Below are 13779 nucleotides of genomic sequence, written 5' to 3'. Positions count from 1 at the left end.
TGTCCTTTCCTTGCTCAGCCGACCTCGGCAAACACTTGTTTCAACGCGCCTTCCAGGCGTGCAAACATTTCCTCCATCTGCGCCGGGGTCATCACAAAGGCGGGGCACAGCACGATGGCCTGGCCCAGCGGGCGGCAGATCAGCCCGTGATCGGTGCAGGTGTTGGCGATGCGTTCGCTGACGGAAAGCGACCCGTCAAAGGGCGTCTTGCTGGCCTTGTCCTTGACCGCCTCCAAAGCGCCCATCAACCCCTTGCCGCGCGCCTCGCCGATGTTGTCCATCTGCGCCAGATGCGCCATGCCGGCCTCAAACTGCGGGATCAGGGATTGCGCCTGTTCCAACAGCCCGTTTTCGATCAGATCAATCGCCTTGAGCGCAATGGCACAGCCCACCGGATGGCCCGATGCGGTGAACCCGTGGGGGAATTCCTCGATCTCTTCGCTTGCCGCCTGCAACCTGTCCGACAATTCGGGACCAAGGATCACGGCCCCCATGGGGAAATAACCGGCGGTCAGCGCCTTGGACGAAATGATCGCGTCGGGCATGAAATCATAGGTCTGACAGCCCCACATTTCGCCGGTGCGCCCGAAACCGGTGATCACCTCATCCGCCACCAACGGAATGCCGTGTTTTTTCAGGATCGGCTGAATCGCCTGGAAATACCCCTTTGACGGGGGAATGACGCCGCCAGCGCCCATCACAGGTTCGGCCACAAAGGCGGCGATCGTGTCGGCGCCTTCGCGCGCAATCAGATATTCCAGCTCGGTCGCCAAGCGGGCGGTGAATTGGTCTTCGCTTTCGCCCTCGGCGCCAAAACGCCAATAATGGGGGCAGGACAGGTGGTGGAATCCGTCCAGCGGCAGGCCAAACACCGAATTGTAAGGTTTGCCGGTCATGCTGGACGATACCACCGTCACCCCGTGATAGCCGTTGATCCGGGTGAGGATTTTCTTGCGCTGCGGCGCGCCTTCGGCAATCCCGAGAAACCACAGCATTTTCACCAGCGTGTCATTCGCCTCGGAACCAGAGTTGGTGTAAAACACCCGGCCACGGTCGAACGGTGATACTTCGATCAGCTTTTCGCTCAGCATCACCGTCTGATCGGACATGCGCCCGAAAAATGAATGATAGCCGGGAAACCGGTCATATTGCGCCTTGGCGGCGGCGGCCATTTCCGGGTGGTCGAACCCGGCCACCATGTTCCACAGGCCCGCGTTGGCATCAAGGTAGCGCCGCCCGTGTACGTCAATCACATAGGGGCCTTCGCCGTGGGTCAGAACCACGGTGCCGCGTTTGTGGATCGTCGGCAGATCGGTAAACCCGTAAAAGGTGTGGGCCTCGGCCCGGGCTTCCCAGCTGTTGGGGGCGTCGTCATGCATGGTCAGATTCCTTGGGTTGGCCTTCGGGTTGGCTGCTGTGTCGCCCGAACGCTACGCCGGGGCGCGGGAACGTGCAATCAGGTGCCGGTGGCGCGACGGGGCGTCGTGACCTCGGCCAATGCCGCCAAAAGCGCCTGCGCGATGGTGTCAATCTGATCCGGGGTCAGGCGCACCGGCAGGCGCAGATCGCAGGCCCGGTGCAACATGGCGCGGGTTTTGGGCAGATCGGGAATGTCGCCCAGAAATTTCCAGTTCCAGAAGGCGCGCGCATTGTCCGGGGCGCCGAAAATCTGCACGCTGTGCCCAAAGCGGGCGGCGGCGGTGCAAAATTCTGTGACCTGCGACTCGCTCAGATCAACCAGATTGAACTGAATCGAATCCGGCGCGCGGGTTTCGCCGGGTAGGGGGCAGGCACATGGATATGCGGATTGGCGCGCAGGGCATTGGCCAGTTGATCGTGGTTGCGCAGCCCGGCGGCGATTCTGCGCGGGCAATTCGGGCAGTTGCGGGCGCGCCACGGCGGCGCTCAGGTTGGACAGGCGGGTGTTATACAGCGGCAGGCGGTTCTGCCAGCGTGACAGGGCCGCCGTCAGGGCCGGATCGGGGGCGTGTTTGCGCCAGTTGTGTTCATAGGCACCCGACATGATGACGGCCCGGGCAATCAGATCGGGATCGTCAGTAATCAGAACCCCGCCTTCGCCCGCATTTACCATTTTGTAGGATTGGAACGAAAAACACCCCATGCGCCCGATGGTGCCGATTTTTTGCCCGTTCCACAGGGTGCCAAGGGAATGGGCCGCATCCTCGATCACCGGAATATCGGCGGCGTCACACAGGGCCATGATGGCATCCATGTCGGATGTGTGGCCGCGCATGTGGCTGATCAACACGGCGCCCGCGCCGGGCAGTTTTGCGGCGAAATCATCCATGTCGATTCGGTAATCCGCGCCGCATTCCACCAGAACCGGTGTGCATCCCGCATGGATGATCGACGATGGCACAGCGGCAAAGGTGAACGCCGGGGTCAGCACCCGCGCCCCCGCAGGCAGATCAAGGGCGCGCAGGGACAGAAACAGCGCCGCCGAACAGGAGGCAACGGCCAGGGCATAGCGGCTGCCCATCATCCGCGCGAATTCGTGTTCCAGCAGGGTCACGGGGGAATCGCCGGGCGCGGTATAACGAAACAGATCGCCCGAATTCAGCATTTCAAACAGGGCGTCCTGGGCCGCAGCCGGAATCGGATCGGCGTCCTGGGCGGTTTTCGGGGGATTGCTGTCATCTGACTGCGCCTTTGTGGTTCAACGGGTGGCGTGGCCTTTGCGTTTTACAAATGAAAACAGCGAATGACGAGGCTTTTGTGCATCGTGCGGACAGGTCGTCGCGGCAGTTGCAAGGGCGCGGGCCAGGGATTACCCTTGGCCAACTTCCTGAGAATGGTGATCCATGCACATCGGCATTTTGCAAACCGGGCTGGCCCCGGACGCCCTGAAACCGCGAACGGGCGATTATCCGTCCATGTTCGCCCGCCTGCTTGACGGCCACGCAATGACGTTTTCCACCTGGGTCGTCTGCGAGGGCGAAATGCCGCCCGATATCGACGCCGCTGACGGCTGGTTGATCACCGGCAGCAAACATGGCGCCTATGACGATCTGCCGTGGATTCCCCCGCTTGAGGAGTTCATCCGCGCCGTTTACCGGGCCGGGCGGCCCATGGTTGGCATCTGTTTCGGCCATCAGATCATCGCGCAGGCCCTTGGCGGGCGGGTTGAGAAATATGCCGGGGGCTGGGCCGTGGGGCGGACCGCATATGACATGGAGGACGGGCAGGTCGTGCATATGAACGCCTGGCATCAGGATCAGGTGGTCGCAGCCCCCAAGGGCGCGCGGGTGGTGGCGCGCAACGATTTCTGCGCCAATGCCGCGCTGGCCTATGGCGATACGATTCTGACGGTGCAGGCGCACCCCGAATTCGGTGCCGATTTCATTGACGGGCTGATCGAAAGCCGGGGCAGGGGGTGGTGCCGGAGGCGCAGTTGGAGCAGGCCCGCGCGGGCCTGAGCGCGCCGCTGGACAATGGCGCCATCGGTGACATGCTGGCGCAATTCCTGATCGCGGTGTCCCATGTCAAAGTCTGATCCCGCGTGGATGGCGCAGATCCCGCCCGCCGCCCGTGCCTTTCTGGAAGGGCGGCGGCTGGACGAGGTGGAATGTATCATATCGGACACCCCCGGCATCGCCCGGGGCAAGGCGATGCCAGCCAGCAAGTTTTCACGTCAGACACAGTTTTTCCTGCCCAATTCGATCTTCTTCCAGACGATCACCGGTGGCTGGGCCGAGGCGGCAGGCGCCGAAGGGTTCACCGAACCTGACATGATCCTGACCCCCGATTATTCCACCGCCACCGCCGCGCCCTGGACGGCGGATTGGACGCTTCAGGTGATCCACGATGCGGCCCTGCAAACCGGCGAGCCGGTGCCGACCGCGCCGCGCAATGTGCTGAAACGGGTGGTGCAGGCCTATCGTGACAAAGGGTGGAAACCGATTGTGGCGCCCGAGATGGAATTCTATCTGGTGGCGCGCAATATCGACCCGGCCCAAAGCATCGAACCGATGCTGGGGCGCACCGGGCGGCGTGCCGCCGCACGGCAGGCCTATTCCATGTCGGCGGTCGATGAATACGGCCCGGTGATCGACGACATCTATGATTTCGCCGAGGCCCAGGGGTTTGAGATTGATGGCATCACCCAGGAAGGCGGCGCCGGGCAGCTTGAGATCAACCTGCGCCACGGCGACCCGATCAAGCTGGCCGATGAGGTGTTCTATTTCAAACGCCTGATCCGCGAAGCGGCCCTGCGCCACGATTGCTTTGCCACCTTCATGGCCAAACCGATCGAGGATGAACCGGGCAGTGCGATGCACATCCATCATTCGGTCGAGGATCTGAAAACGGGGCGCAATATTTTCACTGCCGAAGACGGCTCTGAAACACCCGCGTTTCACCACTTTATCGGTGGGATGCAGCGCCATCTGCCCTCGGTTATTGCCCTGCTGGCACCCTATGTGAACAGTTACCGGCGCTATGTGAAGGACCACGCCGCGCCGATCAATCTGGAATGGGCGCGCGATAACCGCACCACCGGCATTCGGGTGCCGATTTCCCCGCCCGAAACCCGGCGGGTGGAAAACCGGCTGGCGGGGATGGATTGCAACCCCTACCTTGGCATCGCGGCGTCGCTTGCCTGTGGCTATCTGGGGCTGATCGAGCAGGAAAACCCGACGGCGGAATTCGCCGGTGATGCCTATCGCGCCCAAGAGGCGATTCCGCCGGGTCTGTTTGACGCGATCGATCTGTTCGCCGATGCGACCGGGCTGCATGATCTGCTGGGGCATGAATTCGTGCGGGTTTATTCCATCGTGAAACGGACGGAATACGACGAATTCCTGCACGTCATTTCCCCGTGGGAACGGGAACATCTGTTGTTGAACGTCTAAGCTGGCCGCGCCCCCGGGGGCGGGCGCGGCCAACCGGTCAGGCCGCCGGGTTATCCAGGGTTTTCATCTTTGCATTGGCGGGCCGGTCCTGACAGCGTGCGACCCATTCGCGGATTTTCGGGCTGTCGGGGATCATGTCGGGCATCCACGCGAAGGGCGACGATACCAAAAGATCGGCGGCGGTATATGTATCGCCCATCAGATAGGGGTTGTCCGCAAGTGCGGTTTCCAGGGCGTCCAGCGCCTCGGTCATGCTGCGAAAGGTGGCGTGAAGGGCGGGGTTCTCCATCTCCATCATCTTGAAAACGAACACCGGTTCAAATACGCCGCCGTACCAATCCAGCCATGACAGATAGGCGCCACGGTTCTTGTCGCCGACCATGGGGGCAAGCCCGGCCTCGGGGAACATATCGGTCAGATACAGGATAATCGCGCCGCGTTCGCGGATGCCAACGCCATCATCCACCAGATAGGGCACCTTGCCTTCGGGGTGGGGGTTGGCCGGGTCGCGCCCGCCACTGCCATCGCGGCGCGGAATGGTAACCTGTTGCACGGTGACGCGATCCGTGATGCCCAACTCCTCAAGCAACAGAACAATGGTGGATGAGCGGGTTTGCGGCGAATGATACAGGGTCAGCATGGAAAAACCTTTCGGGGTTTGTGAATCGTTATGCACCCCGTATAGACCCACCATCCTGTCAGTTTCCGTCAGTAGGTGTCATGGCCCGGTCAGATCGTCTTTTGCGCCTGTTACAGGCCTTGCGCAGCCTGCCTGCTCCGGTCACGGCGGCACGTTTGGCCGAGGAAACCGAGGTGTCGGAACGCACCCTTTACCGCGACATCGCCAGCCTGCGCGCGGCAGGGGCGGTGATTGATGGCGCTGCGGGCGAGGGGTATTGGCTGACCGAAGATCCCGCCCTGCCGCCGCAATCCTTTACCCGCCTTGAGATCGAGGCGCTGGTGCTGGCCATGGGCGAACTTGCCGCGCGGGGCGATCCGGCCATTGTCGCGGCGGGCGAAGCGGCATTGGCCAAAATCATCGCCACCCTGCCGGAAACCAAACAGCGTCAGGCGATGCATGCGGTGGTGACTGTCAACCGGTTTGGCCGCCTGCCGCCCACCACGCTGGATCTGTCGCTGTACCGGCAGGCCTGTTGGGAGGAAACCGCGCTTGATATTGCCTATTGCGATGCCGGGGGCGCGGCGACGCACCGGCGGATTTACCCGCTGACGATTGTTTATTCCGAACGGTTGGTGTCGCTTTTGGCGTGGTGTGTGCTGCGCCGGGATTTCCGCCAGTTTCATTTGCACCGTATCAATGACGTGGCCCTGAGCGATGAGGGCTTTCGCCCCCGCCGGGTGGCGCTGTTGCGGGAATATCTGGCGCGCTTGCGCAATCGGGGTTCGGGGGGCAAACAGGAATGATGGATCTTCTGACCGCCAATGACCGCCCCGGCGCCTATCCGGCAAGCTGGTACGCGGAAACCGCCACACCGCTGGCCCCCTTCGCCCCCCTGACAGGCGAGGTGCGCGCCGATGTCTGCGTGGTGGGCGGCGGTTATACCGGGTTGTCGGCGGCGCTGCATCTGGCGGGGTCCGGGTTTTCGGTGGTGCTGCTTGAGGCGCAGCGTGTGGGGTTTGGTGCCTCGGGGCGCAACGGCGGGCAGGTGGGCAGTGGCCAGCGGCAGGATCAGGATTGGTTGCTGCGCCACGCCCCCGGATCGGCCCGCGCCCTGTGGGATATTTCGCAGGAGGCCAAGGCGCTGATGCAATCCCTGATCGCACGTCACGGGATTGAGGCGGCTTGGCGCCCCGGTGTCGCCCATGCCTGTCACAGCGTCCGCTCGGCCGCCCATGCGCACAGCTATGCCGAAACGCTGGCGCGCGATTATGGCTATGATCAGATCGCACCGCTGGACCGGGCCGGGATCGGCGCGCTGATCGGGTCAACCTGTTTCGCCGGGGGCGATCTGGACAGGGGCGCGGGGCATCTGCATCCTTTGCGCTTTGCCCTTGGGCTGGCCCGGGCCGCGACTGCGGCGGGGGTGCGGATATGTGAACAATCGCGCGTGAGTGCCGTGGCAAAGGGCCGGGTGCAAACGGAACAGGGCCATGTCACGGCGGATCATATCGTGCTGGCCTGTAACGGCTATCTTGGGGGGCTGGCGCCGGATGTGGGTGCGCGGGTCATGCCGATCAATAACTTCATCGTCGCAACCGAGCCTTTGGGCACACGTGCCGATACGGTTCTGGCCAAAGACATCGCCGTGGCGGATGACCGGTTCGTGGTGAATTACTGGCGCCTGTCCGAGGATCGCCGCCTGCTGTTTGGCGGCGGCGAAAGTTATGGCTATCGCTTTCCGCGCGATATTGCGGGGCTGGTGCGCAGGCCCATGCTGGCGATTTATCCGCACCTGCGCGATGTGGCGATCACCCATGCATGGGGCGGCACATTGGCGATTACCATGAACCGGATGCCGCATTTTTCGCGCGGTGGTGGCGTTTACACGGCGTCGGGGTATTCCGGGCACGGGGTGGCCATGGCCACCATGGCCGGGCGGATCATCGCCGGGGCGGTGCAGGGCGATGCCACCCGGTTTGACACCATGGCGGGGATCACCGCGCCAAAATTCCCCGGCGGCGCCGCCCTGCGCAGCCCGCTTTTGGCGCTGGCAATGACATGGTACGGGCTGCGCGACCGGCTGGGGCTTTGACGCCTCAGCAGTACCGTTCAACCCCCACCCATTGCGCGGCGGAATACCGATCACCATGAAGGCTGCCCGGGGGCAGGGCGCGGGCAATGCGGGCCAGATCCTCGGCATTCAGGGCCAGGTCGCACCCGGCGGCAAGATCGCGCAGGTGGGCCACCGACCGGGTGCCGGGGATCGGGTGAATATGCGGCCCGCGCGACAACAGCCATGCAATGGCCAACGTCGCCGTGGCCACCCCCATATCAGCCGCCAATGCGCGCAGGGGGGCCGTTGCCGCAACATTGCGCGCCCGGTTTTCGCCGCAAAACCGCGGGTTGGTCTGCATGAACGCGGTGGCGGCGGCGCGGGCGGCATCGGGGGGCGTGTCGGTCAGCAATCCACGGGTGACGGGGGAAAACGCAACCAGGGCCGCGCCAACCGCTGCGCAGGCCTCGACCAGCCCCAGATCGGGCAGGCGGGTGGCGATGGAATATTCCGATTGCACCGCCGCGATGGGATGCACCGCAGCGGCGCGGACAAGGGACGTGGGCGCAATTTCGGAAAAGCCGAAACTGGCAATTTTACCGGCGTTTTTCAGGGTGATAAGGGTTTCGACCACCTCTTCAATCTCGCGCTCTGCCTCGCGCCGGTGAACATAGAACAGATCGACCTGCTCCACCCCCAGACGTTTCAGGCTACCGTCCAGTTCACGGGTCAGATGGGCGGGGGAATTATCGAAATACCGGTTTCCGTCGGCGTCGCGGGTGATGCCCGCCTTGGTGGCGATGTGAAACCGCTCACGGGTGCCGGTTTGCGCCAGATACCGCCCGATCACGGTTTCCGAACGCCCCGCCCCATAGACATTCGACGTGTCCATGGCGGTGATCCCCAGTTCTTGCGCGGCATCGAGAATGGCGAAAGAGGCCTCATCAGTGGTGGCGCCATAAAAATCGGAAAATGACATGGCGCCAATTCCGATGGCGGAAACGTGCGGGCCATCGTGGCCAAGGGGGCGGGTGTGCATGGGCAGGCTCCTGTTGGGTGGGCACACCAAAGCGCGAATAGGCCGGGATGTCGAGATACGCCACGGGCCACCCTTGGAAGGTAGGCTGAAATGCCTGTAAGGTGGCGCAAGGTTTGCAGGGGACAACCGGAATGACCAGCACCACGCCATCGACCACCCTCACACGTCGCGATCTGTTGCGCCTTGCCGGGCGATACGGGCTGTCCAGCACGCTGTTGGCGGCGGGCAGTTTCGGTGGCGCGCTCAGTCTGGCGAATGCCGCGCGCGCGGCGGAATCAACCTATGAGAAACGGTTTGCCAAATCGGCGCGCCACACCTTTCGGTTCGGTGCGTCGGGGTTGAATGCCGCAAGCCTGTTGATTGAACGGGCCGGGGCGCTGGAATTTGCCCGGGATCTGGAAAGCCGCACCGACGGCGAAATCCGCATCGAATTCATCGGCGACAACCGGGCGTGCAGTCAGACGTCCTGTGTTGATCTGGCGCGTCAGGGGGTTGTCGATTTTTATACCGCCTCGACCCAGAATTCGGCGCTGGGTGCGCCCTATCTCAACGTGCTGGATTACGCTTATCTGTTTCCGTCCCGCGCCGCGCAATATCATTTCCTGTATGCGCCCGCGTCACAAAAGCTGTTGCGCGATCCGCTTGAGCAACAGCACGGGGTGAAATTCCTGTTCAGTCATTGTGAACTGCGCGGCATTCAACTGGGTCATGGATGGCAGGATAAACCGCTGGTCAGCACGATCGACGACCTGGCCGGCACCACCAACCGGGTGACAAGCACGCAACTGGGCCGCATCGCCATGCGCGCGCTGAACCTCAACCCGGTGCCCATGGTGTGGGAGGAAACCCTGAGCGCACTGGACAACGGGCTGATCGACGGCGCCGAAACCTGGGCCTCGGCTGTGGCATACGCGGGAATGGCGCCGGTGGTGTCGCAAAGTGTCGATCTGCGGTTCTTTGCCGGGATGGAGCATACGGGCATGTCAGCCGAGGCGTTCAACGGGTTGTCGGATGATCTTCAGACGGCGGTGATGGAATCGGCTTATTGGGCGCAGGCCCATGTGCAGGGCGCCAATGAGGCGGCGCTGGTCAACACCGTGGGGTTCAGCGAACCGCAGTTGCCCGGCACGATCTTTGCCCGTAATCAGGTGCGCATCGCCCGGCTGAGCGACGCGGAAATCCGCAAAGCCGAGGAAATGTGTTCGCCCGAATTTCAGCCCCAATTGTGGGAACCGTGGCGCGAGCGCCTGAACGACTGGTCCGGCGGATACGATACCTATCAGGAAATCCATGACATCGCCCGGGAAATCCCGGTCGACATGCTGGCCGAAAATGTTGAACCGCGCCGGTGGTGGAAGGGGTGATTGGCGCTTGACGCTGGCCGCCCGGGGGCCAACATTGGCGCCGACAATTGAAACACCCCCCGGGAGGACGACCATGCCATTCACCAGACGCCAGACCCTTGCCCTGATCGGTGGCACCGCCGCCAGTGCCCTTGCCGCGCCCGCCATCGCGCAAAACCGCAAGGTGACCGTGGGGGCCCTGCGCCTGACCAGCCACGCCGCCAGCTTTGTGGCCGAACAGCGCGGCTATTTCGCCGACGCCGGGCTGGACGCCGATCTGCGGTTCTTTGATGCGGCCCAACCCATGGCCGTGGCAATCGCCAGCGGCGATGTGGATTTCGGCATCACGGCGATGACCGGCGCGCTGATTTCATTGGCCGACAAGGGCGCGGTGCGCATCATCGGCGGCGCCTTGCAGGAAGAGCCGGGCATCGACGGGCAGAAAATCCTGGCCTCGGATGCCGCGTTCAAGGCGGGCGTTACCACGCCAAAGATGCTGGATGGCAAGAAATGGGCAATCACCCAGGCCGGTTCGTCGTTCCATTACATGGGGTCGAAAATGGCCACCGGCGAAGGGATCGAACTGGAATATACACCCCTGCAAAAGGTCGGCAATATCGTTGGCGCGATGAAATCGGGGCAGGTGGATGGCTGGTCGATCGTACCACACATCGCCAAGGCGCTGGCCGGGTCCGGTGCGGTGCATATCATCGGTGATGTGGCTGATTATCTGCCCAATTATCAGGTAACAACGGTATTCACCTCGGAAAAGAACACCACCGACAACCGTGCCCTGACCGAAGATTTCCTCAAGGTGTTTTCCCACGGGGTGGATGATTTCAATGCCGCCCTGGTGGACAAGACACTGGGTGACGAAGGCCGTGACGACATGGTCGAACTGATCCACAAATACGTCTATTCCGACCGCCCGCTGGACAAGGCGGCTCCGTCGATCATCAACGGCGCGATGCGCCTGAACGCGAATGCGGCGCTGAATATGGGGTCGCTCAAGGATCAGCTTGATTGGTTCAAGGCCGAGGATCTGGTGGATTCCTCCATCGCGCTTGATACCGTGGTGGATGACAGTTTCGCCCCGACCATGGCCTGATCGCTTATGGAGTTGTCCCTTGTCGGCGTCGCTCATGCCTATGACGGCGCCGACGTTCTGAGCGATATTACCCTCGACATTCCCGGCGGGCGCATCCTGTGCATCGTCGGGCCGTCGGGCTGTGGCAAATCCACCCTGCTGCGCCTGATCGGCGGGCTGGAGCGGCCAACCGGCGGGCAAATCCTGCAAAAGGGCCGCGCGCCTGAGGGGTGCCTGAACCCGCTGACCTATGTGTTTCAGGATTTCGCCCTGCTGCCCTGGCGCAGTGTCGAGGGCAACGTGCGCCTTGTGCTTGAGGATCATCACCTGCCAGCCGACAGGGTTGAGGAGATCGTGGCCGATGTTCTGGCCCGCACCCGGCTGGCCGATTTTCGCAAGGCGCTGCCACGGCAATTGTCGGGCGGGATGAAACAGCGGGTGGCGATTGCCCGGGCTTTGGCGGTGAACCCGGCGGTGATGCTGATGGATGAACCCCTTAGCGCGCTGGATTCCCAGACCCGCGAATTGCTGATGGATGATCTGGTGGGTCTGTGGACGCGGGCACCCTTTACCTCGGTCTATGTCACCCACAACCTGGCCGAGGCGGTGCGCCTTGGCCATCGCATCGTGGTGCTGTCGCGCCGCCCCGGGCGGATTGCCGAGGTGGTGGATATTGATATGCCGCTGGAGCAACGCCGGGCCGATCACCCCGATCTGACCCATCAGCAACAACGCCTGTGGTCGATCATGCGCGATGAGGCCCGCGCAGCGGACGGAGAGCTTATTCATGGCTGAAACGATCAATGCCACACCGGTGCCGTTTCGTGGTGGTGGTTTTGCGCCGCGCGCCAAGCGGGGCGTGGGAATCGTGGTCTTCGTGGCGCTGATCGCGCTGGTGGAATGGGGCACGCGGGCCGGATGGATTTCCGCCCTGACCCTGCCGCGCCCCTCTGATGTTCTGGCCACCTTTGTTGATCTTTATCAAACCGGCCGCCTGTGGGAACACCTGATCCCGTCCCTGACGCGGCTTGTCGTGGGGGCCACATTCGGGGTCAGCGCGGGCATGGCGGTGGGGTTTGCCATCGGGTTGTTTTCCTATGCGCGCGCCGGGTTGGTGCCGTTGATCGCGGCGATTTTTCCGGTGCCGAAAATTGCCCTGCTGCCGCTGTTCGTGATCTGGTTCGGCATTGATGAGGCCAGCAAATACGCCCTGATCGCCTTTGGCACCTTTACCCCCACGGTCGTGGCCACCTATGGCGCGGTCGATAACGTGGACCGCACCCTGATCCGCATGGGGCAGAGTTTCGGGATGTCGTGGTTTTCCATCCTGCGCAAGATCGTGCTGCCCGGTGCAATGCCCGGCATTCTGTCGGGGCTGCGGATCAGCCTTGCGATTGCGATCATCCTGTTGGTGGCTGCTGAAATGCTGGGCGCGCAGCGGGGCATTGGCGCCTATATCCTTGAGGCCGGGTCGCTTTATGATCTGGAGCGGCTGTTTGCGGGCGTCACGATCTTGTCATTGCTGGGCGTGACTGTAAGTTTCGTGATCGGACTGATTGAAAAACGCCTGCTGCGCTGGCGCAACTGACATACCCGGAGGACCCATGAAATTCACCACCATCACCGCCGCCCTTGCCGCTCTCGCCATGGCCGCACCTGCCACAGCGGAAACGCGCATCACCTATAAATCGGCCAAGACCGGATCATCCTATTACCAGATGGGTGTCGAAATTGCCGAGGCGATGAAGAAAGGCACCAACGGCGACGTGATTGTCACCGTCGAGGAAAGCCAGGGATCGGTGCAAAACGTGATGGAGGTGCGCGCCCGGGGCGGCGATTACGTCTTCACCACGCCGCCCGCATTGGTCGGGGCCGCGCAAAAGGCCGCAGGCCCGTTCAAGGACAAGGGCGCACCGGCGTTCGATACCATCCGTGCGCTGTTTCCCATTCCGTCGCTGACCATGCATTTCGTGATGTCCGCCGACAGCGGCACCACCACCATGGCGGGGCTTGCGGGCAAGACGATCCTGCTTGGCTCGGGGTCTTTCGGGGCAACCGAGGGCGCGAAATACATCGAATTGTTCGGGCTGGATGGGAAAGTCACCATCGCCGACAGCGAATTGTCAAACGCCGTGGCGGCCCTGAAAAACGGTCAGATCGACGGGTTTGTCACCGCTGGCAGCTATCCTGCGCCGAATGTGATCGAGGCCGCCGCCTCAACCCCCGTGACACTGATTTCCATGTCCGACGATGAAATCGCCGCCACCAAACGCACCCGCCTTGTCATTCCCGCAGGCACCTATGCCGGGCAGGACAGTGACGTTGACACCACGTCATTGCCCGTTGTCGCCTATACCACCGACAAGATGGACGACGACACCGCCTATGAACTGACCAAGACATTCTGGGAACAGAAAAAGGCGATGAGCGGCACAGCCCCGTGGTGGGCTGCGGTCAACACTGACATGCTGTCCAACATCACCACCAAGATCCACCCCGGTGCTGCCCGCTATTACGGTGAAATCGGCGTGACGCTCAGCGATTCGCAGATGTGAACGCCCGGCCTGCCCATCCCTACGGGGGGCAGGCCTTCTTTTTGCTTTCGGAAACGGCCAGAAACCGTGGCTAAAATGCCCCGGCCCCGTGTAAACTGCGCGTGACTTTCCCTGTGTGTGGATCAAAACGCGCCGCTGCGGGGTTGCCAGTACAATGAGCCTGTCACTAATTGACAAATATAACTGCCATGTCTTTCCGATCTGCCCGG

11 protein-coding genes and 2 pseudogenes are annotated in these 13779 nt (G+C 62.6%); 9 read left to right on the top strand and 4 right to left on the bottom strand.

The annotated features are described in order from the left end of the window. Window positions 1-14: 14 nt before the first annotated feature. Both AC0L7P_RS13200 and AC0L7P_RS13195 read right to left on the bottom strand, forming a co-directional pair. A complete protein-coding gene (locus AC0L7P_RS13200; protein ID WP_473433161.1) occupies window positions 15-1379 on the bottom strand; it encodes an aminotransferase in 1365 nt (454 codons plus the stop codon). 77 nt (window positions 1380-1456) lie between these two features. After that, window positions 1457-2638: pseudogene (locus tag AC0L7P_RS13195) on the bottom strand (DegT/DnrJ/EryC1/StrS family aminotransferase); the annotation flags it as partial. Window positions 2639-2822: 184 nt separating this feature from the next. Between AC0L7P_RS13195 and AC0L7P_RS13190 the strand changes: the two are divergent. Beyond that, window positions 2823-3514: pseudogene (locus AC0L7P_RS13190) on the top strand (type 1 glutamine amidotransferase). Beyond that, window positions 3501-4871 carry a glutamine synthetase family protein gene (locus tag AC0L7P_RS13185; protein ID WP_473433160.1) on the top strand — a complete coding sequence of 457 codons (1371 nt, stop codon included), beginning with the start codon at window positions 3501-3503 and terminating at the stop codon, window positions 4869-4871. Before AC0L7P_RS13190 ends, AC0L7P_RS13185 begins: the two are co-directional and overlap by 14 nt. A gap of 37 nt (window positions 4872-4908) precedes the next feature. Here the strand turns inward: AC0L7P_RS13185 and AC0L7P_RS13180 are convergent, their stop codons facing one another. Further along, window positions 4909-5511 (bottom strand): glutathione S-transferase family protein, encoded by a 603-nt coding sequence (locus AC0L7P_RS13180; protein ID WP_473433159.1) that lies wholly within the window; start codon window positions 5509-5511, stop codon window positions 4909-4911. A gap of 80 nt (window positions 5512-5591) precedes the next feature. Here AC0L7P_RS13180 and AC0L7P_RS13175 point away from each other — a divergent pair, with 80 nt between their 5' ends. Further along, the gene (locus AC0L7P_RS13175; protein ID WP_473433158.1) at window positions 5592-6296 is read left to right on the top strand and encodes a helix-turn-helix transcriptional regulator; all 705 of its coding nucleotides are present in this window, start codon (window positions 5592-5594) and stop codon (window positions 6294-6296) included. Then, window positions 6296-7585 (top strand): NAD(P)/FAD-dependent oxidoreductase, encoded by a 1290-nt coding sequence (locus AC0L7P_RS13170; protein ID WP_473435457.1) that lies wholly within the window; start codon window positions 6296-6298, stop codon window positions 7583-7585. The genes AC0L7P_RS13175 and AC0L7P_RS13170 overlap by 1 nt, the downstream gene beginning before the upstream one ends. 4 nt (window positions 7586-7589) lie before the next feature. On the opposite strand, the gene AC0L7P_RS13165 is transcribed toward AC0L7P_RS13170, so the two are convergent. Beyond that, window positions 7590-8585 (bottom strand): aldo/keto reductase, encoded by a 996-nt coding sequence (locus AC0L7P_RS13165; protein WP_473433157.1) that lies wholly within the window; start codon window positions 8583-8585, stop codon window positions 7590-7592. 131 nt (window positions 8586-8716) lie between these two features. Between AC0L7P_RS13165 and AC0L7P_RS13160 the strand changes: the two genes are divergently transcribed. From AC0L7P_RS13160 to AC0L7P_RS13140, 5 genes are all read left to right on the top strand, one after another. After that, on the top strand, window positions 8717-9949 hold the full coding sequence (locus tag AC0L7P_RS13160) for a TRAP transporter substrate-binding protein (RefSeq protein ID WP_473433156.1): 1233 nt from the start codon (window positions 8717-8719) through the stop codon (window positions 9947-9949). 73 nt (window positions 9950-10022) lie between these two features. Then, window positions 10023-11036, top strand: a complete 1014-nt coding sequence (locus AC0L7P_RS13155) for an ABC transporter substrate-binding protein (RefSeq protein ID WP_473433155.1) — start codon at window positions 10023-10025, stop codon at window positions 11034-11036. 6 nt (window positions 11037-11042) lie between these two features. Continuing rightward, complete coding sequence (locus AC0L7P_RS13150) at window positions 11043-11810, top strand: ABC transporter ATP-binding protein (RefSeq protein ID WP_473433154.1); 768 nt, start codon at window positions 11043-11045, stop codon at window positions 11808-11810. Next, entirely contained in the window at window positions 11803-12603 is an 801-nt protein-coding gene (locus tag AC0L7P_RS13145; protein ID WP_473433153.1) for an ABC transporter permease, read from the top strand. Before AC0L7P_RS13150 ends, AC0L7P_RS13145 begins: the two co-directional genes overlap by 8 nt. A 16-nt stretch (window positions 12604-12619) precedes the next feature. After that, window positions 12620-13570: a TAXI family TRAP transporter solute-binding subunit gene (locus AC0L7P_RS13140; protein WP_473433152.1), complete on the top strand. Its 951-nt coding sequence runs from the start codon at window positions 12620-12622 to the stop codon at window positions 13568-13570. Window positions 13571-13779: the final 209 nt, after the last annotated feature.

The organism is Oceaniglobus sp. K40-3, assembly GCF_055808395.1.
The sequence above is the reverse complement of the archived record's forward strand: the minus strand, read 5'-3'. Positions and strand labels throughout refer to the sequence as shown.

Bases quoted from the DNA above. Each gene is read 5' to 3' on its own strand.
- AC0L7P_RS13180 (WP_473433159.1), bottom strand. From the start codon at position 5,511: ATGCTGACCCTGTATCATTCGCCGCAAACCCGCTCATCCACCATTGTT.
- AC0L7P_RS13185 (WP_473433160.1), top strand. From the start codon at position 3,501: ATGTCAAAGTCTGATCCCGCGTGGATGGCGCAGATCCCGCCCGCCGCC.
- AC0L7P_RS13145 (WP_473433153.1), top strand. From the start codon at position 11,803: ATGGCTGAAACGATCAATGCCACACCGGTGCCGTTTCGTGGTGGTGGT.
- AC0L7P_RS13175 (WP_473433158.1), top strand. From the start codon at position 5,592: ATGGCCCGGTCAGATCGTCTTTTGCGCCTGTTACAGGCCTTGCGCAGC.
- AC0L7P_RS13165 (WP_473433157.1), bottom strand. From the start codon at position 8,585: ATGCACACCCGCCCCCTTGGCCACGATGGCCCGCACGTTTCCGCCATC.
- AC0L7P_RS13150 (WP_473433154.1), top strand. From the start codon at position 11,043: ATGGAGTTGTCCCTTGTCGGCGTCGCTCATGCCTATGACGGCGCCGAC.
- AC0L7P_RS13170 (WP_473435457.1), top strand. From the start codon at position 6,296: ATGGATCTTCTGACCGCCAATGACCGCCCCGGCGCCTATCCGGCAAGC.
- AC0L7P_RS13160 (WP_473433156.1), top strand. From the start codon at position 8,717: ATGACCAGCACCACGCCATCGACCACCCTCACACGTCGCGATCTGTTG.
- AC0L7P_RS13155 (WP_473433155.1), top strand. From the start codon at position 10,023: ATGCCATTCACCAGACGCCAGACCCTTGCCCTGATCGGTGGCACCGCC.
- AC0L7P_RS13140 (WP_473433152.1), top strand. From the start codon at position 12,620: ATGAAATTCACCACCATCACCGCCGCCCTTGCCGCTCTCGCCATGGCC.
- AC0L7P_RS13200 (WP_473433161.1), bottom strand. From the start codon at position 1,379: ATGCATGACGACGCCCCCAACAGCTGGGAAGCCCGGGCCGAGGCCCAC.